This is a genomic window from Photorhabdus asymbiotica (assembly GCF_003634575.1).
GTDB classification, from domain to species: domain Bacteria; phylum Pseudomonadota; class Gammaproteobacteria; order Enterobacterales; family Enterobacteriaceae; genus Photorhabdus; species Photorhabdus asymbiotica.
The window spans coordinates 256,616-281,210 of sequence record NZ_RBLJ01000001.1 but is presented as its reverse complement, the minus strand read 5'-3'; the positions used below and the strand labels follow the sequence as shown (position 1 = coordinate 281,210).

The following is a 24,595-nucleotide window of genomic DNA, read 5'->3' as shown; positions in this document are numbered from 1 at the left end:
TAGTAATTATTTTCAGAGTTTAGTTTATATAAAGCCTGTGTATTATACACAGGCTTTATATTTTTGATTTAATCGAAATGGTTATTGTTTTAAATTATTAATACTCCATGGCCACTTTTATCTTGGTTTTGATATTTGATCGCATTTAGGAATTTTCTTGTCTTTTGAATATATGGGTATTTATATTGTTAGGTAATCATGTTTCAACCGATTGTCACAATACTATGTTGGTGTTCTTACCGTGTATTTAACTGACTGAGTGATTTATTGGAATCATTGACTGTAAAATTAGTGTAGAATGCTCGACTCGAACTAGAGTGTATGACCTGTTTTCTGACATTCTATGTTATAAAATGTATTAAAATCAGTTTGTTATGAGAATATTTTGTCGTGACGTATTGATTGATATATAACACGACGCCTGGGAAGGCGACAGCAGAGGTTGCTCAATGAGCGGTAAGACACAAAAATCCGAAAAGTTACAGAAAATTCTCGCGCGTTCCGGTCACGGTTCCCGTCGCGAAATCGAAGGTTATATTCAACAAGGGCGCGTCAGTGTTGACGGTAAGATTGCGACTTTAGGTGATCGCATTGAAGTGCAGCCCGCGACAAAAATCCGCCTTGATGGTCGGATATTAAGTATCAAAGAATCACAAAAAGCGATTTGCCGTGTTCTGGCTTATTACAAACCAGAAGGTGAACTTTGTACCCGTCATGATCCAGAAGGACGGCCAACCGTTTTTGATCGCTTGCCTAAGTTACTGGGTTCCCGTTGGATAGCTGTGGGGCGCTTGGATGTAAACACCTGTGGTTTGTTGCTATTTACCACGGATGGAGAGTTAGCTAATCGTTTAATGCATCCAAGCCGTGAAGTGGAGCGCGAATATGCCGTCCGTGTTTTTGGTGAAGTTGATGATGCTAAATTGAAACAGCTCGCTAAAGGTATCCAACTGGAAGATGGCCCGGCAGCATTCCGCACCGTTGCTTTTAAAGGCGGTGAAGGGATCAACCAATGGTATAACGTGACGCTGACAGAAGGGCGTAACCGCGAGGTTCGTCGTCTTTGGGAAGCTGTTGGTGTGCAGGTAAGCCGTCTTATTCGTGTGCGTTATGGTGATATTGGTTTGCCAAAAGGTTTACCACGTGGAGGTTGGGCTGAGCTTGGTTTGGAACAGACTAACTATCTGCGTCAATTAGTTGGTTTGCACGAAGAGACGGTTTCCAAAGTGGCCGTTGAACGTGATCAACGCCGTATGAAAGCTAACCAGATTCGCCGTGCAGTTAAACGTCATGCTCAAGTGGCATCTCGCCCATCGGCAGGAAAACGTCCGGGTAGTTCCCGCCAGAATGCAGGTCGTACAACGGCACAAAAAGGTCGTTAATTGCTATCCTTGTGGGCCTCGTGTAATAACGGGGCCTTTTTCTTACCAGTCAATGCCTTTTTGTGCCTTAATACCGGCATCAAAAGCATGTTTTACCGGGCGCATTTCTGTGACGGTATCTGCCATTTCCAATAATTCACGATGACAACCGCGGCCAGTAATAATGACGGATTGGTGCTCTGGTCGGTGGTTTAGCGCGGTTATAACATCTTCGAGAGGAAGATAGCCATAACTCACCATATAAGTTAGCTCATCCAGTACAACCAGATCCAAATTAGGATCAGATAACATCTCCAGCGCGTGCTGCCATACCTGATGGCAGGCGGTAGTATCCGTTTCCCGGCTTTGAGTCTCCCAGGTAAAACCGGTTGCCATAACATGAAAATTTACACCATGCTGTTCCAGTAGATTTTTTTCACCATTCTCCCATTTACCTTTTATAAATTGGATAACACCGGCATGCAGTCCATGGCCGACGGCACGGGTGACAGTGCCAAAAGCCGCGGTGGTTTTACCTTTACCGTTGCCGGTAAAAATGATGAGAAGTCCCCGTTCCAACTGTGCGGCTTCAATGCGGGAATCTACTTTTTCTTTCAGGCGTTGTTGCCTTTTTTGGTGCTGGTCGTCGTTTATTGTCATTATTCGGCTGGTCCTGCTTTGCGTCCGGGTTGCGCATCAAAACTGATGCCTGTTTTATGCAGACTGTCACTGCCCATTAAATAAAGGTACAGAGGCATAATTTCTGCTGGAGTTTTCAGTTTAGCAGAGTTTTCGTTAGGGAATGCTTTGGCGCGCATATTTGTGCGTGTTCCCCCAGGATTGATACAGTTAACGCGTAGGGAACTGTTTTTATATTCTGCTGCCAGAACTTGCATCATGCCTTCAGTTGCAAATTTAGATGCGGAATAAGCCCCCCAGCCACTGCGGCCTTCTCGGCCAACACTGGAACTGGTAAAGATGAGTGAGCCGTCAGGGGATTTCAGTAGCAGTGGAAGCAACGCTTGAGTCAACATGAAAGTTGCATTGACATTGACTTGCATAACATCGTGCCATAGCTGAACTGGCTGTTCTACCATTGGTGCGACAGCGCCCAGTAATCCGGCATTATGTAAAACACCATCCAGACGCGGATAATATTTTGCTAAATCGTCAGCAAATTCCTTGCATTCTTCGGCTGTGATGGTAAGTAGATCTAAGGTGTAGATAGTCGCGGTGGTTCCGCCTGCTTGTTCGATCTCTTTTTTGACGGCTTCCAGTTTATGTGTAGTCTTGCCAAGCAAAATCACTTGCGCGCCATAACGGGCATAAGTCAAAGCCACTTCACGGCCAATACCATCTCCAGCGCCTGTAACCAGAATAATACGCTGATGTAGGAGGTCATGTTTGGGTTGGTAATGTAACATTTGAAGATTTCCTGTTATTGATGGGGCGGTTTATTGCCGTCAGAGGTAACTCTGGCTATCAAAACAGAAACTTATATGCTGAGTCAAATTCACCAAAGTTGATTGTTCAGGAGATAAACGATGAAACGAAAAAGCAGTCCTACTTGAATTGAAAATATATAGAGTATTACTAACTTGTGTAAATATTTTACAAGCGCCTGATGTCGAATGGCCAGAACAACCTAAGTTAAAAACTGGGCTATTACAGCCTTTGTTACAACTAATTCATTGATTCAGAAAATTATATGAATTGGGCTCCATCTGCCAAGTGAAATAATATGATTTTTCACTTGGCATTATTACTACTTTATTGATAATACATATTTATACCCTTCATCCTTCAAGTTGCTGCTTTGTTGGCTGCTTTCACTCACCCCAGTCACATAGTTATCTATGCTCCTGGGGATTCGTTTACTTGCCGCCGCGCTGCATCTTGAAATCCATAGGGTATACACAATTTTTATTTTTTTTCATCAAGAGGGGAATACCGAGACTCTATTATAACATCGACCTGAAACTCACCAGAGTTATCGTAATACACACCTGGCGTATCAGAGAACAGAAGTATCAATTCTCCATCTACTGGAACCGTTTTATGAAGTACACCATTACCAATTCTATAGGTTTTTCCACCAATTTTTGCAACGAGATTGTATTCTGGATTCGTGGAGAACGTGATGCTGCCTTGAGGTGCGGCTAACATATTACTTTCTTTGCCATATCTTATCCATCCTTTAGCAACAATGGATATGATGTCTCCTTGTTTGAGCGTAAGTCCTGTGCGTTGACCATTCTCAGCATTAGCTGGAACACTACCTGACCAATTATACATAGTATTGCCTTTGAGATTATTTTTTTATGGAAATAGTTTTGTTTTTGTCAAAGATATTTACATATTTGACTGAAAGAGAATTTATATTTTTATGACCGGATGAGAAATGAAAAAAATCAAAGATTGTGATCTGCGTTAATAACAATAATTATTTTTTTATTTTTGTTTTTTATATGCCCGTCATCTTTCAAGTTGCCTCTTCTTGCCGCTGCGCTGCAATTTGAAATCTATTGGGTATATAATATTAATCTTATGTTTAATAATAAACCTTATGTTTTTTTGATTTTAAATAATTATAACGAACCGTGAGAATCAAAGAGGGAGATTTAACTTCATGATTTAATTTAATTATGACAGAAAATTGGAATTGTGAAATTTTTATAAATTTATAGTAACAATAGCTTGCTTTCCCACAGTTCAATGAGCTCCCGCTTTTCTTTCAGATAGTCGTAGCGGTCATCGTGCTTGGAAGAGGCTCTTGGTTTTTTGTGATTTTGTAACCTATCTCTCATTTCTGAATTGATCCCCATATTTCCTGTCTAATGGTGTAGAATCAGCTATTGATCCCGATATATTGGACGTTTTTATTTGTACATAATTGTGTTCATATCTGCTTTAGATATTGTTTTTAATTGAAAAAAATTATATATGCTTATTCTTAGTGAATAAGTAATATTGATTATCATATGTTGTGAAGAAAAAGGTGGATTTGTGGAGTATTTATCTCTTTATGGGTTGTTTTTAGCCAAAGTGGTAACGCTGGTGTTGGCTGTGATTGTTCTGGCTATATTTGGTATTGGCATAGGGATGCGTAAATCTTCGCCAAAAGGAGAGTTGAAACTAACAGACCTTGGTGAGACGTACCGGGATAAACAGCGTCAAATGCAGCGAGCTCGTATGACAGAAGCTGAGAGGAAAATATGGCAGAAAGAGTTTAATAAGCAGCAAAAGATCGAATCTAAGCAGAAGAAGAGTGAAGCTAAAGCAGGTCAGAAAGGATTACAGAAACCTTGTCTTTATGTACTGGATTTTAAAGGTAGTATAGATGCACACGAGGTCGATTCATTACGTGAAGAGATTAGTGCGATTTTGGCAGTTGCTGATGCAAAAGATGAAGTATTATTGCGTCTTGAAAGTCCCGGCGGAATGGTTCATGGCTATGGGCTTGCGGCCTCCCAGCTTGCTCGTTTGCGTCAGAAGGGGATTCGTTTAACTGTTGCGGTGGATAAAGTTGCTGCCAGTGGTGGTTATATGATGGCTTGTGTTGCTGATCGTATTATTGCTGCACCATTTGCCATTATTGGTTCTATTGGGGTAGTCGCTCAGATCCCCAATATTCACAAGTTGTTGAAAAAGAATGATATCGATGTAGAACTGCATACGGCAGGAGAATATAAACGGACTCTGACTTTTTTGGGTGAAAATACAGAGCAAGGCCGGAAAAAATTCCAGGAAGATCTTAACCAGACTCACCAATTGTTCAAAGAGTTTATTCATATACACCGTCCATTACTTGATGTGGAAAATGTGGCTACAGGCGAATATTGGTATGGCACTCAGGCGAAAGAGAAGGGATTGATTGATGAAGTTGGTGTCAGTGATGATCTGTTAATTGCTCAAATAGATAATTGTGAAGTGATTGGTGTCAGCTATTCACGCCGTAAGCGCATAGTAGAGCGTTTTACCAGCAGTACAATGGAAAGTATTGATAAGTTGTTATTACGCTGGTGGCAAAGAGGGGAAAAACCTCTGTTTTGATAAAATACCGCTGTTTTGATGAATAATAGTATCTTGGCGTACTTCAAATAGCGTTTTATCTCAACGCTTAAAGGAAAGGCGCCTTGATATTATTTCCAATAACTTGCCTGATTAATGTTTTCATTGAACGGGTCGATCTTCATTTTCTATTCATTATTATGCAGTCATTTCCCTGAAGAATCAGATAGTTTGCTCCTTTCAAAATATTACAGGTATGACATAATTTGTTTCACGTCCCCCTTCTCCTGTGTGATGAGTAGCAGGCTTTTCTACATCAAACATTGATACTCTGATTTCGTATTTATGTGTTTTATTTGTGAATCTTCAAAACAAGTGCAAATTACTTTTACATAGCGCTATATAATTCCGAGAATATAATAAATTTCATAAGGAAATAAAGTATTATGGCTATTTCACAATACGATATTCATACCAGTCATGCTGTCATCTCTGTTGCTGATACTGGCGGTGACGGATTACCGGTGCTCCTTATACATGGTAATTCAAGTTGTAAAGACGTTTTTCACCACCAAATTAACTGTTTTGGTGACGAATACCGAATTTTGGCTATTGATTTACCGGGGCATGGTGCTTCATCAAATGCAGTGGACCCACGCCGGACTTATTCGATACCAGGTTATGCTCTTTGCATTATTGAAGTATTGGAGAAATTAGGCATCAACAAAGTTGCTGTTTTTGGTTGGTCGCTGGGTGGTCATATTGGTTTGGAAATAATCTCGAGATTCCCGGGTATTGTGGGATTGATGATTTGTGGTACGCCTCCGGTTAGTCCTGGTGCAGAGAATGTCGCTCTTGGATTTAAACCAAGCCGGTTTATGGCAATGTCAGGTAAAGCTTCACTGACTGAAGAGGAGATTACCGATTATACCCTCGCGTTGTATGGAAAAGATGCGCTTTGTGAACCATTTCTTAGAGCCGCAGTTGCTCGGACTGATGGTTTAGCTCGGCAATATATGTCTGAAGCATCTGTTTCACCGGATGTCATGGATCAACGTTTATTAGTTGAGACCAACCCAACTCCACTGGCTATTGTCAATGGTGTAGAAGATTTGTTTGTTAATATCGACTACATCAATGGAATAACTTACAAAAATCTCTGGACTGGTCGAGTATATAATTTGCTCAATCTTGGCCACGGACCATTTTGGGAAGCGCCTGGGTTGTTTAATCCCCTGATGGCGGGTTTTTTCTCGGATCTCACTCTGGAAGAGTAAGAAATACCTGAGATTTCTGGTCTAACGTGTTTTATACCCGTTATCTTTCAAGTTGCCTCTTTGTTGGCTGCACTCACTCACCCCGGTCACAGAGTTATCTATGCTCCCGGGGATTCGCTCCCTTGCCGTCGCGATGCATCTTGAAATCCATTGGGTATATATACCCGGCAGATATACTCTTATATCACTTTCATATATCTGCCTGTTTGTTGCTCGATAAGTTTTTATTATTAATTTCGAGATGATATTGTCTTGGCGGGATTTGTATCAGGTGTTTGAACATATTAAAAATAGTGGTGTTTTTGGTTGTAGGAAAACCATTTTCATTTAGAAAAAATTTACTACCGAATACGAATATTTCCCCTTTTTACTCCGCACTGTTCGCATTCATACCATGCATCAAATCCTCATGTTAGTGGATAATGATAGTTGGTTTCTTCTAATAATTGTTCGTGTTTAATCGGTGTCGTTTGTTTTGTGTTTATCTGCCTTTGTTAAAAATAATTTGTTGCGCATCATTTTTTATCAGGTAGAGTGTGGACTTTTCGTAATGCAGATGGAAGATTTTGTTTACGACGATCGCTTCATTCATTTGCATAGTCCATGTGCGGTATCTAAAATACCTTAGATAATTCAATGTGTTTTGAGTTCAGGCAAATCAGCTGAATAAAAATAAGTTGATATATTGAGAATCTATCGCAATATAAAAAGAGGTTTTAAATACCGTGATATGGCGCTGTGAATTCCGCCATCTGAAAAGACAATTTAGGTAAAGATAACTATGGGTAAAGCTCTTGTAATAGTGGAGTCCCCGGCAAAAGCCAAAACAATCAATAAATATCTGGGAAGTGACTACGTGGTGAAGTCCAGCGTTGGTCATATCCGTGATTTGCCGACCAGCGGTTCAGCCAGTCAAAAGAGCTCAAGCTCATCTACCGATAAGTCTAAGAAGAAGGTCAAAAAAGATGAGAAAGCGGCATTAGTCAGCCGTATGGGGGTTGATCCGTACCGCGGTTGGGAAGCTAATTATCAGATTTTGCCAGGCAAAGAAAAGGTTGTGGCAGAACTGAAATCACTGGCTGAAAAAGCAGATCATGTTTATCTCGCAACGGATCTTGACCGTGAAGGAGAAGCCATTGCATGGCACTTGCGGGAGGTGATTGGTGGTGATAGTGATCGTTTTAGCCGGGTTGTTTTTAACGAAATTACTAAAAACGCCATCAAACAGGCATTTGATAAACCGGGTGAATTAAATATTGACCGGATAAATGCCCAACAAGCCCGTCGTTTTATGGATCGGGTGGTGGGTTATATGGTTTCGCCGCTGCTGTGGAAGAAGGTTGCAAGGGGGCTTTCTGCTGGTCGTGTGCAATCCGTAGCAGTGCGTCTTGTTGTCGAAAGAGAGCGAGAAATTAAAGCGTTTGTACCAGAAGAATATTGGCAGTTACATGCTGATTTGCTGGCGAAAGGTGAAATTTCACTGCATATGGAAGTGACGCATAAACGGGGTAAACCGTTTAAGCCAGTTAATAGTGAACAAACTCAGGCTGCTGTATCTTTACTGGAAAAAGCCCGCTATAAGGTGGTTGATCGTGAAGATCGCCCTACATCCAGTAAACCAGGCGCACCGTTTATCACATCCACATTGCAGCAAGCGGCCAGTACGCGTTTAGGGTTCGGTGTTAAAAAGACCATGATGATGGCTCAGCGTTTGTATGAGGCTGGATATATTACCTATATGCGTACTGACTCAACTAATCTGAGTCAGGATGCGCTGGATATGGTTCGTGGCTATATCAGTGATAACTTTGGTGACAAATACCTACCGAAAACAGCGAATACCTACAGCAGTAAAGAAAATTCACAAGAAGCGCATGAAGCGATTCGTCCTTCCAGTGTTGATGTCATGGCTGAGCAACTGAAAGACATGGATGCAGATGCACAAAAGCTCTATCAGCTTATCTGGCGTCAGTTTGTTGCTTGTCAAATGACACCGGCAAAATATGATTCCACAACGCTGACTGTACAGGCTGGCGATTTTGAATTGCGAGCTAAAGGCCGTACATTACGTTTTGACGGTTGGACAAAAGTGATGCCTGCGCTGCGTAAAGGTGATGAAGATCACACGTTGCCGGTTGTTGAGGTTGGTACTGAACTTGACTTACAACAACTGATCCCAAGCCAGCACTTTACTAAACCACCAGCACGTTACAGTGAGGCATCTTTGGTTAAGGAGTTGGAAAAACGTGGTATTGGTCGTCCATCTACCTATGCTTCCATTATCTCTACGATTCAAGATCGTGGTTATGTTCGGGTAGAAAGCCGTCGCTTTTATTCGGAGAAAATGGGTGAGATTGTTACTGATCGGCTGGAAGAAAACTTCAACGAGCTGATGAGTTATGATTTTACCGCACGGATGGAAGACCAGCTTGATCAGGTTGCAAGTAATAAAGCTGAATGGAAAGGGGTTCTGGATGAGTTTTTCACTGATTTCAGTGAACAGCTGGAAGTCGCCAATAAAGACCCAGAAGATGGGGGGATGCGGCCTAATCCTATGGTAATAACTTCCATTGCGTGTCCGACCTGCGATCGTCCTATGGGAATTCGAACTGCAACTACGGGGGTTTTCTTGGGCTGTTCTGGTTATGCCCTATCACCAAAAGAACGTTGCAAACAGACGATCAACCTGATTCCTGAAAATGAAATTCTCAATATTCTGGAAGGGGATGAGGCGGAAACAAATGCGCTGCGTGCTCGTCGCCGTTGTAAAAAATGCGGTACAGCAATGGACAGTTATCTCATCGATAACCAACGTAAATTACATGTCTGTGGTAATAACCCTGCTTGTGATAGTTACGAAGTGGAAGAAGGTGAGTTTCGCATTAAAGGGTATGACGGCCCAGTTATTGAATGTGATAAATGTAGTTCTGAAATGCACCTGAAAATGGGGCGTTTTGGTAAATACATGGGTTGTACCAACGAAACTTGTAAAAATACCCGTAAGATCCTGCGTAGTGGAGAAGTTGCTCCACCAAAAGAAGATCCAGTTCCATTACCAGAGCTGCCTTGTGAAAAGTCTGACGCATATTTTGTATTGCGTGATGGTGCGGCTGGCGTATTTTTAGCCGCTAATACTTTCCCTAAATCCAGGGAAACGAGAGCACCGTTGGTAGAAGAGTTGGCTCGTTTTAAAGACCGCTTGCCGGAAAAATTACGTTATCTGGCCGACGCGCCTGTGGCAGATGCTGAAGGTAACAAGACTGTTATCCGTTTCAGCCGTAAAACTAAACAGCAATATGCTGCTTCAGAAAAAAATGGCAAGGCAACGGGGTGGAGCGTGTTCTATGTTGATGGAAAATGGATTGAGAAAGATAAAAAGTAATAATTATTGAGAGAATTAACACTCTCTTTTTTCTCAAAAAGAAGTCATTTTCTTCTATTAGCCAACCTTATTAGGTTGGCTTTTTTCATCTATCTACAAAATTTTAAAATGTTTGAATTGAAATACGGGTATAACTTTCATTATGATTTTTCAATTATTCGTTATATAAATATATAATCGTGTTATAGTGGTTATATGCGACGATAAAATTATTTCTATTAGTTATAATAAATAGCAAACAGCAATATCAGGCTAAGTTTTAAGTCATAATTGTTCACAGCGTTTATTCTGGGATGGTACTTATATGAAATTACAACAACTTCGTTATATTGTGGAGGTGGTAAACCACAACCTTAATGTTTCATCTACAGCTGAAGGGCTGTATACGTCTCAACCAGGGATCAGCAAACAAGTTAGGATGCTTGAAGATGAATTAGGTATTCAGATTTTTTCCCGTAGTGGTAAGCACCTGACGCATGTTACTCCCGCAGGTGAAGAGGTTGTCCGAATTTCCCGTGAAGTATTGTCCAAAATTGATGCAATACGGTCAGTTGCTAGTGAACATACTTATCCGAATCGTGGCTCTCTATATATTGCTACCACCCATACACAGGCTCGTTATGCATTACCTCCTGTGATTAAAGGCTTTATTGAACGTTATCCGCAGGTTTCTTTGCATATGCATCAGGGATCTCCAACGCAAATTGCTGAAGCTGTGTGCAAAGGTAGTGCTGATTTCGCTATTGCAACTGAAGCACTGCATTTGTACGAAGATCTGATAATGTTGCCCTGCTACCATTGGAATAGGACATTAGTTGTTACCCCGGATCATCCGTTGGCGGGTAAAGAGAATGTTTCAATTGAAGAATTGGCTGAATATCAATTGGTCACTTATACCTTTGGTTTTACTGGTCGTTCTGAGTTAGATGTTGCATTCGATAAAGTGTGCTTAAAGCCTAAAATTGTTTTTACTGCTACTGATGCTGACGTCATTAAAACTTATGTCCGATTGGGATTAGGCGTGGGGGTTATAGCTAGCATGGCAGTTGATCCGGTACAGGATAAAGATCTTATTTGCATTGATATGCGTGATAAATTTGGCTACAGCACAACTAAGATAGGTTTTCGTCGCAGTAGTTTCTTGCGCAGCTATATGTATGATTTTATGTGGCGCTTTGCGCCTCACTTGACACGTGATGTCGTTGATCAGGCAGTTGCTTTACGTTCGAATGAAGATATTGAAGCAATGTTTAAAGATATCAAGTTGCCAATTGTGTAATAAAATAGTGAGGGAGATAATGATTGCCATTATCTCCCGGAATTTATTTATCAGAGCGAGTCAAATTCACCACTGAAGAAATTATCTGAATCTTCTATTGATGTTTTTCTCTGCTTATTAATGAAATTATCAAAGCTGGCTTTAACATCGGGATGTTCGAGAGCTTCATAGTCAAAGACCGATATTAAAGATGAATATCTGAAATCAATATTGACATTTTCATTAGACGCACAACTTGATAAAAAGTTTGAGTTATTGCTATCAAAATTAACTTGATAAAGCTTCAGTTTAGGAATATACACGGTCTTCTCTCCTACAACTAAGGTATCTATGGCAATAGCCAATGTGACAGTAGAATAGAAGCCTTTGTTTTTCCGTATACCTAAACGAATCGTTTCTCCTTGTTTTGTAAGAAAATGGGAGAAATCTGTCAGCATATCTGTATTTTCAAACACAACAACATTCATAATAAAATGAAGAAAACTTTTTGAGATACTGAGACCATTTAATGAATCTGTGTAGTTTTTAGACTCAACTTTGCTAGTTCCCATTAAAGGTAGCTTGCTTACTGCCTTACTCCAGAATTCCATATCTGTTTTATATTGCTCTCCATGCTTTTCTGCATATTTATTTACATAATTAGTGACGATGGAGGACAGGGCAATCAATGTCTGACTTAAGCTATTGGTTTTTTCTAAGACATCTTTTTGATCAGATAATTGTTTTGCTACAATAAATTGTACTAAACCATCTTTCTCATTGTATTTATTTGTATTTTCTATATTAAAATAAGCGTCATCGACGTGAAAGAACTTATTGGCTTCATTGATTTTCTCGATATGTTCCTGGTGATTCATAATTGAGTTTTTCATATCCATAATTTATCCTTATTCTTTTGATTAATCATTTAAATCCAATTGATGGCAAACTAATTCTATCCGATTATCATTCGATTGTTTACCCGACTAAATTATCAAAATTTATTACTGAAATTCTGATGGATACACTGAATTAGCAAATTGTGTGGCAATAAAAAACAAATACCTGCTTATATGTTATGTTTAATTTGTGCCATTATTATTAAGATGGTTTTAAGTTATGCCAGGATAATAAGAAGGAGGAGTTATGTCGTTTGATTTAAAAAAGGTTTGTGTTTCAACACTTTCCACTACAAGTAAAGAGTATGATTATTACAGTTTACCACTGGTGGCGAAACATTTAGGCGATATTTCCCGATTGCCTAAATCAATGAAAGTTCTTCTGGAAAATCTTCTTCGCAATATTGATGGCAACTCTGTTGTGGTTGATGATTTAAAGGCTATTGTTGATTGGCAAAATACCGGTCATGCAGACAGGGAAATTGCTTACCGGCCAGCTCGTGTATTAATGCAAGATTTTACTGGTGTACCTGCTGTCGTTGATTTAGCGGCGATGAGGGCAGCGGTTCTACGACTTGGAGGAGATGTTGAACGGGTCAATCCACTGTCACCCGTTGATTTAGTCATTGACCATTCAGTCATGGTGGATAAATTTGGCACGGAAAATGCGTTTGAACAAAATGTTCAATTAGAAATGGAACGTAATTATGAACGTTATCTATTTCTGCGTTGGGGGCAAAAAGCGTTTAATCGTTTTCGTGTTGTCCCGCCAGGAACCGGGATTTGCCATCAGGTAAATTTAGAATATTTGGGTAAAACAATTTGGCATGAAATGCATAATGGGAGAGAGCTGGCCTATCCTGATACTTTGGTTGGTACTGATTCTCATACCACCATGATCAATGGTCTTGGTATCTTGGGATGGGGTGTGGGTGGTATTGAAGCTGAAGCGGCTATGTTAGGGCAACCTGTTTCCATGCTTATCCCTGATGTCGTTGGTTTCAAACTCACTGGCAAGTTACGCGAAGGTATTACGGCGACAGACTTGGTGCTGACAGTGACTCAGATGTTACGTAAACATGGTGTAGTTGGGAAATTTGTCGAATTTTATGGTGATGGATTAGCTGGGCTGCCATTGGCTGACAGGGCAACAATTGCCAATATGTCACCAGAATATGGGGCAACTTGTGGTTTCTTTCCGGTAGATGATATTACCCTGAATTACATGCGGTTAACGGGGCGTACAGAAGAGCAGATAGTGTTGGTTGAAGCATATTCTAAAATCCAAGGGTTATGGAGAAATCCAGGTGATGAACCGATATTCACCAGTAGCCTCGAGCTGGATATGTCTATAGTGGAAGCGAGTCTTGCAGGACCGAAACGTCCACAGGATCGAGTTGCTTTAGCTCGGGTACCACAGGCATTTCAGTCAGCTATTGACTTGGAAATGAATAAAACTCAGGGAAAAGTCGCTTCAGCACTGATAAATCTGGATAACCGCACTTATGAGTTAGAAGATGGTGCTGTCGTGATTGCAGCGATTACATCCTGTACCAACACATCTAATCCGAGTGTTCTGATGGCAGCAGGTTTGCTGGCGAAGAAAGCGGTTGAAAAGGGGCTCAAATGCCAGCCATGGGTAAAAACCTCACTGGCGCCCGGTTCGAAAGTGGTGACTGATTACCTTGAACTTGCTGGTTTTATGCCATATTTGGAGAAACTTGGCTTTAATCTGGTCGGTTATGGCTGTACAACCTGCATTGGTAACTCTGGGCCATTGCCTGAACCTATTGAAGCAGCGATTAAACAAGCCGATCTTACCGTCGGAGCTGTCCTGTCTGGCAACCGGAACTTTGAAGGCCGTATTCATCCTTTGATAAAAACTAACTGGCTGGCATCACCGCCATTAGTTGTGGCCTATGCTTTATCCGGCAGTATGAAAAAGGACCTGACTAAAAAACCTATTGGTCAGGATCAGCAAGGTAATGATATCTATTTGAGAGACATATGGCCTAACAGCAAAGAAATTGCCGAAGCGGTTGATAAAGTTAAAACCGATATGTTTCACAAAGAGTATGCCGAAGTATTTGATGGTGATGAGACATGGCAGTTACTAGAAGTCGCAAGTTCTGCAACTTATGACTTTCAGCCCGAATCTACTTATATTCGTCACCCGCCATTCTTTAGTGATATGACAGTAGAGCCGGAAGTTATAACGGATATTCATGGCGCCAATATATTGGCTATTCTTGGTGATTCTGTAACGACAGACCATATTTCCCCTGCGGGAAATATCAAGGCTGACAGCCCGGCAGGGCGCTATCTTCAAGAACATGGTGTTGCTCCTAAGGATTTTAATTCTTATGGCTCAAGGCGTGGTAATCATGAGGTTATGATGCGTGGTACTTTCGCTAATATTCGTATCCGTAATGAGATGATTCCTGGCGTAGAAGGAGGATATACCTGTCATATACCATCACAGACACAATTAGCGATTTATGATGCGGCCATGCGTTATCAGCAACAAAAAATACCGTTAGCTGTGATTGCGGGTAAAGAATATGGTTCTGGTTCGAGTAGAGATTGGGCCGCGAAGGGAACCCGATTATTGGGCGTTCGGGTGGTTATTGCAGAGTCATTTGAACGTATTCACCGTTCGAACCTGATTGGTATGGGTGTATTACCGCTAGAGTTTCCTCAGGACATAAACCGTAAGACGTTGAATCTGAGGGGTGATGAGACGATTGATATTGAAGGGATGAATAATCTCAAGCCTGGTCAAACGGTGCCGGTAAAAATGACTTATGCTGATGGACGCAAAGAAATTATTGACGCTCGGTGTCGTATTGATACCAAGACTGAACTAGATTATTTCCGTAATGGCGGTATTTTGCATTACGTTATTCGTCATATGTTGAAATAATTTTTACACGGCATAAAGACGGCGCTAATATCAGCGTCGTCTTTGTTTGCTTAAGTTGAGTTAAAAAATAATTTAAAGTTCTTAGGTAATATCTTTAGGTAATAAATGCCCCAATTTGTTGGCCTTGGTATCTAGATAATAAGCATTTTTAGGATTGCGCCCGGCAATTAGCGGAACGCGTTCCACAATGTTAATCCCTGCTTCGTTCATAATTTCTACTTTTTTAGGGTTGTTTGTCAGCAAACGAATAGCATTAACCCCCAACAACTTATACATGTCTGCGCATAAAGTGAAATCACGTTCATCGGCGGCGAAACCCAGCTGATGATTAGCTTCCACTGTATCTATGCCTTTATCCTGTAGCGCATAGGCCCGAATTTTGTTTATCAAGCCAATATTACGGCCTTCCTGTCGATGATAAAGTAATATACCTTTCCCTTCTTTAGCGATCTGGTCAAGGGCTGATTCAAGTTGAAAGCCACAGTCACAACGTAAACTGAATAAGGCGTCACCTGTCAGACATTCTGAGTGTATCCTGGAGAGAACGGGTTCATTATCAGAAATATTACCGTACACCAATGCGACATGATCTCGTCCGGTAGAAATTTCTTCAAAACCGACCATTAAAAAGTCGCCCCATGGTGTAGGTAATTTAGCCTCAGCTACTCGTTTTAATTGCATTTTATTTTTCATATGTTGATTCAGACTCATTATAAGAATAGATAAAAGAAACAATACCGGTCTGGGAAATCAGCTGAAACTGCATAAGAGATTTTCTCTGGTTATAACGTGTATATATTTTGCCATATTTGTAACAAATTATCTGTGAAAATTTTTAAATAATTATATGTAAATAATCGTTATAACATCAGTGTGTTAAGTTATAAGTAGATTTCTAAAATGTACATAAAAGTATTTGGTATCAGATATGAATAAATTCATCAAGCCTATTGTTGTAGTAACACTGATTTTATTACTTCCATTTATAGCAGCATTGGTAGAAGGGTGGCAAATGGCAACCTATGAAGGAGAGCCTGTGGTTTGAAATACTGGGTAATATTTGGTTGCGATTGTTACAGCGAGGCTTTTAGTCGGACAGGGAAAAAGAGATCAATTAAAAATACTGTTAAGGAGCCTCGTCCCTATATCGTCTGGTCAGCAAAAAATTACCAAGTACCAGCGGGTGGATTTTATCAGTATCAGCGAAAAGCGAAAACAGCGAGCTAAGTTACTGGAACAATATCTGAGAATTGATCATCGTATTCCTCAATGGCAACTCATTCACTGGAAAAATGAAACGGCGGAAATAGATTTCGAGTTACAGCGCGGCAGCTAGTGAACGCATCCCCAGTCTCATAGATAACTCTGTGACTGGGGTAAGTGAAAGTGGTCAACAAAGAGGCAACTTGAAAGATAACGGGTATACAACGTTCTCACTTCAAATAAGGTGTTAATATGTAATTGCTTCCTGATTTACACTACGTTAATGAGAAGACATGAAGAAAAAGCTAAAAGGCGCATTTATCGTGATAAATTACTTCCTTTGTCCAGACTGGAAATGCTAATTTAACGGGTCGTTATGCCGGTTATTTGGCATAATATCCACGCAACGATAGATAACAGGAAAAAACGTGAAATATTTTCTGATTTTATTACTGGTATTGGTGATCTTTGTCATCTCTGTGACTCTTGGGGCAAATAATGATCAGGTTGTTACTTTTAACTATCTGATTGCTAAAGGGGATTATTCTGTATCTGCACTTTTGGCCGTATTGTTTGCGAGTGGTTTAGTGATAGGCTGGGTTATCTGTGGATTATTCTATCTTCGTGTTCGTTTGTCATTAAGAAGGGCAGAACGCAAGATTAAGAGACTGGAAGCACAACTGGAGCTTCCGGTTGATCATTCATCGCCTATACCCAATGGATTTCAAGATGCATCGCGACAGCCAGGGAGCGAATCCCCGGTAGCATAGAGAACTCTGTGACCGGGGTGAGTGAGTGCAGCCAACAAAGAGGCAACTTGAAAGATGACGGGTATATACTTAATAGGGAATGAACTCCTATGTTAGAGCTGCTGTTTCTGTTGCTTCCCGTGGCCGCTGCTTATGGTTGGTATATGGGGCGCAGAAGTGCTCAACAGGATAAGCAACAAAATGCTGATCGCTTATCACGAGAATATGTCGCTGGGGTTAACTTTCTCCTTTCAAACCAGCAGGATAAAGCAGTGGATTTGTTCCTTGAAATGCTTAAAGAGGACAGCTCTGCTTTTGAAGCTCACTTGACGTTGGGGAATCTGTTCCGTTCCAGAGGGGAAGTGGAGCGGGCTATTCGTATTCACCAATCTCTTATAGAAAGTGCTTCTTTGACATTTGATCAGCGCTTGCTTGCAGTCCAACAATTAGGCCGTGATTACATGTCAGCGGGTTTATATGATCGCGCTGAAAATATGTTTGCTCAGTTAGTGAATGAAAAAGAATTTCGGCAAAATGCCTTTCAATCGTTACTGGTTATTTATCAGTCAACCAGTGACTGGAAAAAAGCGATTGATGTTGCTGAAAAACTAGTTAAATCAGGTAAACATGAGTTACGGCAAAAAATTGCCCATTTTTATTGTGAACTGGCTTTGCAAGAAATGAGCGGTGATGATCTTGATGAGGCTATTGGTTATCTCAATAAAGCGGTTCAGGCAGATAAAAATTGCGCCAGAGTTTCTATTATGTTGGGACGTTTGTTTATGGCTCGACAGGAGTACATCAAAGCGGCAGATGCTTTGAAATCTGTTCTTGAGCAGGATAAAGAACTCGTCAGTGAATCGTTGCCCATGCTCCAGGAATGTTATCAGCACTTAAATCAGGGTGATGAATGGGAGAATTTCCTGAGACGTTGTGTGGAAGAGAATGGTGGCGCAACGGCTGAGCTTATGCTGGCTGATATTATTGAACAGAAAGAAGGGCATGAAGTTGCGCAGATCTATATCAACCATCAACTGAAACGTCACCCGACAATGCGCTTGTTTTGTCGTCTGATGGATTATCATTTGGCTGAAGCAGAAGAAGGCCGGGCGAAAGAAAGTATTGTTTTGCTCCGGGACATGGTTGGTGAACAAATTCGTACCAAACCTGATTATCGTTGCCGCAAATGCGGTTTTACTTCTCATTCACTTTATTGGCACTGTCCATCATGTCGTTTGTGGGATTCTATTAAACCTATTCGTGGGTTGGATGGTCAGTGACAGTGTCACAGTAATATTTCTTTGTTGGTCAAAAAGGTTAAAAAATGACATCGCATACCTTAACATCATTCGGTAAACCGATTAGCTCGCCTGTAATTGTTGCTTTAGACTACGACAACCAAGATTCTGCACTGGCTTTTGCCGACAAAATTGATCCACAGGATTGCCGTTTGAAAGTGGGTAAAGAGATGTTTACCCTTAATGGTCCTCAGTTTGTTAAATCGCTACACCAACGTGGTTTTGAAGTATTTCTGGACTTAAAATTCCATGATATTCCTAATACGACAGCCAGAGCAGTGGCTGCTGCGGCTGAAATGGGGGTTTGGATGGTGAATGTACATGCCAGTGGTGGTGCCAGAATGATGGTTGCTGCGAAAGAAGCGCTGCTATCTTATGGCAATGATGCTCCGTTATTAATTGCGGTCACTGTATTAACCAGCATGGAACAATCGGATCTTCAAGACATTGGTATTCATATTACGCTTGCGCAACAGGCTGAAAGGTTGGCAAAACTCACTCAGGAATGCGGGTTGAATGGTGTAGTTTGTTCTGCCCATGAAGCACAACAATTGAAAAAGGTTTGCGGTCAGGACTTCCAATTAGTCACCCCGGGAATTCGTCCGTCAGGCAGTGATGCCGGTGATCAGCGTCGTATAATGACGCCAGAACACGCGGTATTGGCTGGTGTTGATTATATGGTGATCGGACGTCCAATTACTCGTGCAGCTGATCCTGCGGCAGCATTGCGTCAGATTAATCAATCTATTGCAGGAGCTTGTAATGCAAGATAATAATTCGCGTCTGGTCTATTCCACAGATAGAGGCCGTATTCAGGAAGAGGTGGTTAAACCTCAGCGCCCAAAAGGTGATGGTATTGTACGTATTCAACGCCAAACCAGTGGTCGAAAAGGAAAGGGGGTCTGTGTAATTACTGGCATTGACGCGGATGATCAGACACTGATCAAACTGGCGGCTGAATTAAAGAAAAAATGTGGCTGTGGTGGTTCAGTAAAGGATGGTGAAGTAGAAATTCAAGGCGATAAAAGAGAATTATTGAAACAATTACTTGAAGCCAAAGGTATGACAGTTAAATTGGCTGGTGGCTGATAGAAGGGCGGATATTCGCCCTTCATTTTATTTCTCAGTTTGATTGTTGATAGCATTTCAAGATATTCATTAATAATATTACTAAATATTTAAATTAAAAATTATTTACAATAAAGAGACTCAATAAATTATTATGAATTTTCTATGAGAATAATTTGATGATATTATTTCTCTATTCTTTAAAAAACAAGTTTCTATTTTTCATTGCTATTTTAGTAAGGAATAGCAATATGAAATTTAATATTATTTTTTTAATTTGTTTTTATTTCAAGTCATTATTATATGGAAATGAATACCTTTGATGAAAAAGGCAATAAGTATTATAATTGTTTTTAAATCATAGAGATAACAATTTAAATCTATTTTTTTAGTAAAGAGGTTGACTATGGAGAATGATCGTTCTACCATGAAAAACATGGAAGGTGAGCAGGTGCCCAGCATCAGGGAAAACATGTTGGATGCTGTAGAGGAACTGATTTATACAAGGGGGATTGCTGCTACAGGTATTGATCTTATAACGCGCACCACAGGTTCTTCACGTAAGACAATTTATCGTTATTTTGGTACGAAAGATGGGTTGGTCGAAGAGGTTCTTCGCCGGCGAGATGAACGCTGGATGCGGTGGTTTACCTCATCAATTGCCGAATATAAAACGCCTAAAGAAAAATTATTAAATATTTTTCTGGTATTACAAACATGGTTCGACAGTGATGATTTCAGAGGATGTGCATTTATCAATACCTCTGGTGAACGCCTTAATCCTGATGATCCGGTGAGAATAATTGCTAAAGAGCATAAAGAGAAAGTTTTTACTTATGTTCTCTCTATTTGTGAAGAAATATCACCAGATTCATCGGTAGATTTGGCGAGGAAATTTCTACTTTTGATAGAAGGTGCTATTACCATGGCTCATGTCATGAGTGATAAGCATTGTGTTTTAGATGCGATGAATATTGCGAAAGTATTAATAAGTGAATGCGATGTAAATTAACGGAAAATTTAATTAGGAGACAACATGTCTGATATAAAAGAAATTCGTCAGCCGGTACCCCCGTTTACCCGGGAAACTGCTATTCAAAAAATCCGTTTGGCTGAAGATGGATGGAATAGCCGTGACCCTGAGAAAGTATCATTAGCTTATTCATTGGATACCCATTGGCGTAATCGTTCTGAATTTGTTTACAGTCGTAAGGAGGCTCAGGAATTTTTAACCAGAAAATGGGAAAAAGAGCACGAATATCGGCTGATCAAAGAGCTATGGGCTTTTACTGATAATAGAATCGCGGTTCGTTATGCTTATGAATGGTGTGATGATTCCGGCAATTGGTTTCGCTCATATGGTAATGAGAACTGGGAATTTAATGAAGAGGGTTTGATGTACAACCGCTATGCTTGCATTAATGATCTTCCAATAAAAGAATCTGAACGAAAATTTCATTGGCCTTTGGGTCGTCGTCCTGATGATCATCCCGGATTATCTGAATTAGGGTTGTAATTTAATCGTAGTATAAAGCTGTAGATTTGGCCGCCACTCTTTTCAGGTGACGGCCGGAATGCTGCTGATGTGCAGTACTCTCTGTCGTCGGATTCTGATTAACAGAAGAATCAAGAAGGTTCGTACCCTGAATTTATCGTTTGAGGCAGGACAGATTGCGGTTAATGCAGATCGTGACCTGATGAAGTTCGTCGGCGGGAATATCATCAGTGACATTCTGTGTAGTATGAGCGAAGTTGGCGGCGACATCCGCTACTTCATCAATAATGCGGTTCATTCTGGCCGGTGCGATGCCTGCATTATTGGCAACCTTCAACAACATGGTGCGGGTAATATCCGTTCCGTGACCGGCCACCGAGGTCTGATGTTGTCCGCCGGGGCCGTCCGCAAAGGTCAGATCATAGGCGGGGGACACTACCCACTCATTGCTTTCATTCAAAATGAAGGAGAAATTCTTCACATGATCATCACGATTATGCATCAACACATTGAACACCATACGTCGGGCTTGGATTTCTCGTTCAACAACAGAGCGCGTGATGGAGCCTGTCGCCCGTAAGATATCTATGTAATCCATACAGGGTAAGCGGAAATCGGCATGTAGGGCTCCGGCCATACTCAGTACTGGCATTCTCATTCCATTCTCACGATCAAATCGCTGGACCCCGAATGCAGCGAGTCCGCCTTCAAGGCGGAAATAGCGACTTGTGGGGAAATTAATGCCCGCCATTCTGGCAGCACAGGCATACGCTTCTTCAAGGGCACAAACCCAAGGATTTTCCTCTGCTGCGGGGAATTTGACCAACCAAGGCTTGCTCCCTGGGAACGCCGTCGTTTTCATCTGGCCGGTGGATGAATTATATTCTACCTGTGCTTTTGGTCTGGCTCCGTGAGGCGAGCCGCCAAGCAGGAAAAGTTCACGCAGTGCTTCCGAGTCTTGACCGGTGACTTCCTTACGGATTTGCTTGGCCAGCCCGGTCAAGTTCAGAATACTATATTTGTCTTCCTGGTCGTCTGGTAAAGGCAGAGCAGGTTGGTAGGTCAGAGCTCCCATCGTGTTATCGCCTAGCAACGCAAGGCGTTCTAGAACGGAAATCCGCCCAGGATCGACATGATTACGGCGAAGGAACCGGTCCATCAGCAGCCGTCCCCATCCATCCGGCAGGGAATCTGCGATGAAGCCAGGGAGCCAGTCCTGAAAGTATTCAAAATTCGCGTAAGTATCAGTGGAAAGTGGTAGTAGCAGAGGCGAGAATTCGATGCCGCTATCAAGCGCTTTGTGGGTGTATTCAAATAAATAGCGGCCATGCACGGTACTTTCGGCCAGATGACCCAATACCCACTGTTCTCCTCGACCGTTGTAGATTACCTGTAGTCGGTCCAGTGACCGGTACTGAAAGTTTCTCGTTGTCATTTTTTTGACTCCCCTGATTGATGAGCGCGGTCATTACCGGAGGGTTTCCGAGATGAACGTTGGGTTCGCCGGGCGCGTTGGCGGACCGGCGCTTTCATGGCTTCGAGTTGAGCAATGCTGACCGGTTGTAGCATAAACAGTGACTTAATTTCGTTTTCCAGCCGTAGAGCAAAGACGACCTTCATTAAATTCTCAAGTGTGCCCCGCCCGCTGCCTTCAATTTTTTTGAGCGCTGAAACAGAAATACCGCTTCTGGATGCCAGCTCTGTCTGGAGCATGTTACGTCGTAGCCGATGTTCCCGGAGGCGATGCCCAAGTTCTGCCAGTAATTCCGATTCAGTATAAAGAATTAGAGCCATAAACACACCTCATAAGTTCAAATTTGATAGTTAAGAGACTTTATCACATCTTTTATTTTACTAAAATTTGATATGAGATGAGAAGGATTTAAGAGTTTCATTTGAAGCTTATAAAGGTATTTAAGATTATTTAAAGTTTTATATAAGTCTTTTATTGAAGAAATGTCAGCGATATACCAGCCTGCTGGTAGGTCCATCAGCTAAATTTTCAGCCGATCGGAACTGAGCAAAAAAATTTGCTGAGTGACGAGCCAAATGGGGGCCTAGGCTAGTGCTTGGTACGTTAAACGCGATGATCGTTTTTTAATCACCTCTCTTAAAGAGGGTAGCCTCTGAGATTGAGGGCGCTTTAATCTCAATATAAATCCCTTGGACTTCATTTTCACTGCCTCCGTTTAAAACCGTTCATGAATCGGATTTATTCGTGTTGATCTCCTTAAGGATTTATTGTCATACTTACCTATACATCAAATTTTGAAATGTGAGGTAATATGGCAAAACATCCTGTAGAACAATCACCTAGACTTGATTTCTCAAATTTAGATTTTGTTAAATTCAGGGAATACCTCAGTGAATATAGTATTGTTGATGAACAAGGAAGATACCTTCATTGGAGCCAGCTTAAGTGGCGAGTTCCTAGTAAAGAAGCTGAACACATCTGGTATGCGGTAAAGTTTTGTAGAGATCAGGTAAAAAAAAGTACGGGCTTATTTGATAAAAGCGGGAATGAGTTTAGTTTTTGTATACATGATTCACTAGAACCAAAGTTGCACAAAATTGTACAACTTGGTGCAGGCAAAGTAGCTGCAATTGCAGGATCTCAAGTATCAGATAATATTCAACAGAATTACTTAGTATCATCTTTACTGATGGAAGAAGCCATCACCAGCGCTCAATTGGAAGGTGCAGCAACTACCCGAGCTGACGCAAAAAAAATGCTAGAGGAAGAATTAGCGCCCAGCACTCCTGATGAGAGAATGATTCTGAATAATTATATGTTATTAAAGCTAGCGGATAAAAGAAAACAAGAACCTCTCACAAGGGATCTGATGCTTGAATTTCACAGAATAGCGACTAATGGTGTATCTGAAAACGAAAATATACCGGGGGAATTTAGATGCAGTAATGATATCTACATTGGAAATGATGACAATCCATTATTTTACCCGCCAAACTATAAGGAGTTAGAAAATAGGTTAGAAGAATTGTGTGCTTTTGCTAACGAAAATCATAATGGAGAGGATGGCAGGAAATTTATACCACCAGTAATAAAAGCGATTATTCTTCATTTTATGATGGGGTATGAACACGCATTTAGAGATGGGAATGGCAGAACTGCAAGGGCAATATTTTATTGGTATATGCTAAAGAATGGATATGATATTTTTGAATATATTTCAATAAGCAAGGTTATCAAGGAGCACGCTAAAGACTATGGTATGTCATATCTTTATGTTCAAAAGGATTATGGGGATTTAACTTATTTTATCAATTTTAATGTTAATATTATTCTAAACGCATTTGATGAATTACAAGAGTATTTAAAAGTAAAAACAAAAGAATTTTATGAAATTGTCGATGTGTTGGAAAATTCAAAGTATAAAAGTAAACTAAACTTCATTCAAAAAGATTTAATCAAAAAAGGTGTAAAAGAGCCCGGAAGATTGTTTAAAGTGAAATCGGTTCAAAATATATATGATGTTAGTGAAAATACAGCCAGAAAATTACTTAGAGAGCTTGAGACAATGAATATATTTCTTCCTATAAAAATAAAACGAACAACTCATTATATTGCCCCCGCAGATCTACGTAGGCGGCTAAATAAGATATCAAAATCGTAGAATGTTTTTTCTTACTCTTCACGGCGTGAGGCTGGA

Annotated in this window: 23 protein-coding genes and 1 pseudogene; 15 read left to right on the top strand and 9 right to left on the bottom strand. The window is 40.8% G+C overall.

What is annotated here, in order from left to right:
• The first annotated feature begins 449 nt into the window (after positions 1-449).
• Positions 450-1,382: a 23S rRNA pseudouridine(2605) synthase RluB gene (gene rluB / locus BDD30_RS01105; protein WP_015834201.1), complete on the top strand. Its 933-nt coding sequence runs from the start codon at positions 450-452 to the stop codon at positions 1,380-1,382.
• A gap of 42 nt (positions 1,383-1,424) precedes the next feature.
• On the opposite strand, the gene cobO is transcribed toward rluB, so the two are convergent.
• A complete protein-coding gene (cobO, locus tag BDD30_RS01100; protein ID WP_015834202.1) occupies positions 1,425-2,021 on the bottom strand; it encodes a cob(I)yrinic acid a,c-diamide adenosyltransferase in 597 nt (198 codons plus the stop codon).
• A complete protein-coding gene (locus tag BDD30_RS01095) occupies positions 2,021-2,785 on the bottom strand; it encodes a YciK family oxidoreductase (protein ID WP_015834203.1) in 765 nt (254 codons plus the stop codon). The genes cobO and BDD30_RS01095 overlap by 1 nt, the downstream gene beginning before the upstream one ends.
• Before the next feature lie 139 nt (positions 2,786-2,924).
• Here BDD30_RS01095 and BDD30_RS24565 point away from each other — a divergent pair.
• Positions 2,925-3,056, top strand: a pseudogene (locus tag BDD30_RS24565) (tail fiber assembly protein); the annotation flags it as partial.
• Positions 3,057-3,126: 70 nt separating this feature from the next.
• Here the strand turns inward: BDD30_RS24565 and BDD30_RS23345 are convergent.
• Together BDD30_RS23345 and BDD30_RS01085 are read right to left on the bottom strand one after the other, a co-directional pair.
• The gene (locus tag BDD30_RS23345; RefSeq protein WP_170152932.1) at positions 3,127-3,279 is read right to left on the bottom strand and encodes a hypothetical protein; all 153 of its coding nucleotides are present in this window, start codon (positions 3,277-3,279) and stop codon (positions 3,127-3,129) included.
• Between the two features lie 5 nt (positions 3,280-3,284).
• Positions 3,285-3,656, bottom strand: coding sequence for a LecA/PA-IL family lectin (locus tag BDD30_RS01085; RefSeq protein ID WP_015834205.1), 372 nt, complete (start codon positions 3,654-3,656; stop codon positions 3,285-3,287).
• 711 nt (positions 3,657-4,367) lie between these two features.
• Here BDD30_RS01085 and sohB point away from each other — a divergent pair.
• Together sohB and BDD30_RS01070 are read left to right on the top strand one after the other, a co-directional pair.
• The gene (gene sohB / locus BDD30_RS01075; RefSeq protein ID WP_015834207.1) at positions 4,368-5,414 is read left to right on the top strand and encodes a protease SohB; all 1,047 of its coding nucleotides are present in this window, start codon (positions 4,368-4,370) and stop codon (positions 5,412-5,414) included.
• A gap of 404 nt (positions 5,415-5,818) precedes the next feature.
• Entirely contained in the window at positions 5,819-6,649 is an 831-nt protein-coding gene (locus BDD30_RS01070; RefSeq protein ID WP_015834208.1) for an alpha/beta fold hydrolase, read from the top strand.
• A 190-nt stretch (positions 6,650-6,839) separates the two neighbouring features.
• Here the strand turns inward: BDD30_RS01070 and BDD30_RS24925 are convergent, their stop codons facing one another.
• A complete protein-coding gene (locus BDD30_RS24925) occupies positions 6,840-7,007 on the bottom strand; it encodes a DUF2498 family protein (protein ID WP_387794712.1) in 168 nt (55 codons plus the stop codon).
• A gap of 423 nt (positions 7,008-7,430) precedes the next feature.
• Between BDD30_RS24925 and topA the strand changes: the two genes are divergently transcribed.
• Positions 7,431-10,031 carry a type I DNA topoisomerase gene (gene topA / locus BDD30_RS01060; protein ID WP_015834210.1) on the top strand — a complete coding sequence of 867 codons (2,601 nt, stop codon included), beginning with the start codon at positions 7,431-7,433 and terminating at the stop codon, positions 10,029-10,031.
• Positions 10,032-10,335: 304 nt separating this feature from the next.
• Positions 10,336-11,310 carry an HTH-type transcriptional regulator CysB gene (gene cysB / locus BDD30_RS01055; protein ID WP_015834211.1) on the top strand — a complete coding sequence of 325 codons (975 nt, stop codon included), beginning with the start codon at positions 10,336-10,338 and terminating at the stop codon, positions 11,308-11,310.
• 50 nt (positions 11,311-11,360) lie between these two features.
• Here cysB and BDD30_RS01050 read toward each other — a convergent pair whose 3' ends face one another.
• A complete protein-coding gene (locus BDD30_RS01050; RefSeq protein WP_015834212.1) occupies positions 11,361-12,188 on the bottom strand; it encodes a hypothetical protein in 828 nt (275 codons plus the stop codon).
• A gap of 247 nt (positions 12,189-12,435) precedes the next feature.
• Between BDD30_RS01050 and acnA the strand changes: the two genes are divergently transcribed.
• The gene (gene acnA / locus BDD30_RS01045; RefSeq protein ID WP_015834213.1) at positions 12,436-15,111 is read left to right on the top strand and encodes an aconitate hydratase AcnA; all 2,676 of its coding nucleotides are present in this window, start codon (positions 12,436-12,438) and stop codon (positions 15,109-15,111) included.
• A gap of 81 nt (positions 15,112-15,192) precedes the next feature.
• Here the strand turns inward: acnA and ribA are convergent, their stop codons facing one another.
• On the bottom strand, positions 15,193-15,792 hold the full coding sequence (ribA, locus tag BDD30_RS01040) for a GTP cyclohydrolase II (protein WP_041382792.1): 600 nt from the start codon (positions 15,790-15,792) through the stop codon (positions 15,193-15,195).
• 379 nt (positions 15,793-16,171) lie between these two features.
• Between ribA and BDD30_RS22975 the strand changes: the two genes are divergently transcribed.
• The 7 genes from BDD30_RS22975 to BDD30_RS01005 all read left to right on the top strand — a co-directional run bounded on the left by BDD30_RS22975 (position 16,172) and on the right by BDD30_RS01005 (position 20,945).
• Positions 16,172-16,447 carry a phosphatase PAP2 family protein gene (locus tag BDD30_RS22975; protein WP_015834215.1) on the top strand — a complete coding sequence of 92 codons (276 nt, stop codon included), beginning with the start codon at positions 16,172-16,174 and terminating at the stop codon, positions 16,445-16,447.
• Between the two features lie 295 nt (positions 16,448-16,742).
• Positions 16,743-17,084, top strand: coding sequence for a LapA family protein (locus BDD30_RS01030; RefSeq protein ID WP_015834216.1), 342 nt, complete (start codon positions 16,743-16,745; stop codon positions 17,082-17,084).
• An 89-nt stretch (positions 17,085-17,173) separates the two neighbouring features.
• Positions 17,174-18,343 carry a lipopolysaccharide assembly protein LapB gene (gene lapB / locus BDD30_RS01025; RefSeq protein ID WP_015834217.1) on the top strand — a complete coding sequence of 390 codons (1,170 nt, stop codon included), beginning with the start codon at positions 17,174-17,176 and terminating at the stop codon, positions 18,341-18,343.
• A gap of 44 nt (positions 18,344-18,387) precedes the next feature.
• Positions 18,388-19,134 carry an orotidine-5'-phosphate decarboxylase gene (pyrF, locus tag BDD30_RS01020; protein ID WP_015834218.1) on the top strand — a complete coding sequence of 249 codons (747 nt, stop codon included), beginning with the start codon at positions 18,388-18,390 and terminating at the stop codon, positions 19,132-19,134.
• Positions 19,124-19,450 (top strand): stress response translation initiation inhibitor YciH, encoded by a 327-nt coding sequence (gene yciH / locus BDD30_RS01015; protein WP_015834219.1) that lies wholly within the window; start codon positions 19,124-19,126, stop codon positions 19,448-19,450. Before pyrF ends, yciH begins: the two co-directional genes overlap by 11 nt.
• Before the next feature lie 385 nt (positions 19,451-19,835).
• Positions 19,836-20,441 carry a TetR/AcrR family transcriptional regulator gene (locus BDD30_RS01010; protein WP_015834220.1) on the top strand — a complete coding sequence of 202 codons (606 nt, stop codon included), beginning with the start codon at positions 19,836-19,838 and terminating at the stop codon, positions 20,439-20,441.
• A 24-nt stretch (positions 20,442-20,465) separates the two neighbouring features.
• Positions 20,466-20,945: a nuclear transport factor 2 family protein gene (locus BDD30_RS01005; protein ID WP_015834221.1), complete on the top strand. Its 480-nt coding sequence runs from the start codon at positions 20,466-20,468 to the stop codon at positions 20,943-20,945.
• Between the two features lie 133 nt (positions 20,946-21,078).
• Here BDD30_RS01005 and BDD30_RS01000 read toward each other — a convergent pair whose 3' ends face one another.
• Entirely contained in the window at positions 21,079-22,359 is a 1,281-nt protein-coding gene (locus tag BDD30_RS01000; protein ID WP_015834222.1) for a type II toxin-antitoxin system HipA family toxin, read from the bottom strand.
• On the bottom strand, positions 22,356-22,718 hold the full coding sequence (locus tag BDD30_RS00995; RefSeq protein ID WP_015834223.1) for a helix-turn-helix domain-containing protein: 363 nt from the start codon (positions 22,716-22,718) through the stop codon (positions 22,356-22,358). Before BDD30_RS00995 ends, BDD30_RS01000 begins: the two co-directional genes overlap by 4 nt.
• Positions 22,719-23,209: 491 nt before the next feature.
• On the opposite strand from BDD30_RS00995, the gene BDD30_RS00990 reads away from it, so the two are divergent.
• Positions 23,210-24,559, top strand: coding sequence for a Fic family protein (locus BDD30_RS00990; protein WP_015834224.1), 1,350 nt, complete (start codon positions 23,210-23,212; stop codon positions 24,557-24,559).
• Positions 24,560-24,595: the final 36 nt, after the last annotated feature.

Bases quoted from the DNA above. Each gene is read 5' to 3' on its own strand.
- rluB (WP_015834201.1), top strand. From the start codon at position 450: ATGAGCGGTAAGACACAAAAATCCGAAAAGTTACAGAAAATTCTCGCG.
- cobO (WP_015834202.1), bottom strand. From the start codon at position 2,021: ATGACAATAAACGACGACCAGCACCAAAAAAGGCAACAACGCCTGAAA.
- BDD30_RS01095 (WP_015834203.1), bottom strand. From the start codon at position 2,785: ATGTTACATTACCAACCCAAACATGACCTCCTACATCAGCGTATTATT.
- BDD30_RS01085 (WP_015834205.1), bottom strand. From the start codon at position 3,656: ATGTATAATTGGTCAGGTAGTGTTCCAGCTAATGCTGAGAATGGTCAA.
- BDD30_RS01070 (WP_015834208.1), top strand. From the start codon at position 5,819: ATGGCTATTTCACAATACGATATTCATACCAGTCATGCTGTCATCTCT.
- topA (WP_015834210.1), top strand. From the start codon at position 7,431: ATGGGTAAAGCTCTTGTAATAGTGGAGTCCCCGGCAAAAGCCAAAACA.
- cysB (WP_015834211.1), top strand. From the start codon at position 10,336: ATGAAATTACAACAACTTCGTTATATTGTGGAGGTGGTAAACCACAAC.
- BDD30_RS01050 (WP_015834212.1), bottom strand. From the start codon at position 12,188: ATGGATATGAAAAACTCAATTATGAATCACCAGGAACATATCGAGAAA.
- acnA (WP_015834213.1), top strand. From the start codon at position 12,436: ATGTCGTTTGATTTAAAAAAGGTTTGTGTTTCAACACTTTCCACTACA.
- ribA (WP_041382792.1), bottom strand. From the start codon at position 15,792: ATGCAATTAAAACGAGTAGCTGAGGCTAAATTACCTACACCATGGGGC.
- lapB (WP_015834217.1), top strand. From the start codon at position 17,174: ATGTTAGAGCTGCTGTTTCTGTTGCTTCCCGTGGCCGCTGCTTATGGT.
- pyrF (WP_015834218.1), top strand. From the start codon at position 18,388: ATGACATCGCATACCTTAACATCATTCGGTAAACCGATTAGCTCGCCT.
- yciH (WP_015834219.1), top strand. From the start codon at position 19,124: ATGCAAGATAATAATTCGCGTCTGGTCTATTCCACAGATAGAGGCCGT.
- BDD30_RS01010 (WP_015834220.1), top strand. From the start codon at position 19,836: ATGGAGAATGATCGTTCTACCATGAAAAACATGGAAGGTGAGCAGGTG.
- BDD30_RS01005 (WP_015834221.1), top strand. From the start codon at position 20,466: ATGTCTGATATAAAAGAAATTCGTCAGCCGGTACCCCCGTTTACCCGG.
- BDD30_RS01000 (WP_015834222.1), bottom strand. From the start codon at position 22,359: ATGACAACGAGAAACTTTCAGTACCGGTCACTGGACCGACTACAGGTA.
- BDD30_RS00995 (WP_015834223.1), bottom strand. From the start codon at position 22,718: ATGGCTCTAATTCTTTATACTGAATCGGAATTACTGGCAGAACTTGGG.
- BDD30_RS00990 (WP_015834224.1), top strand. From the start codon at position 23,210: ATGGCAAAACATCCTGTAGAACAATCACCTAGACTTGATTTCTCAAAT.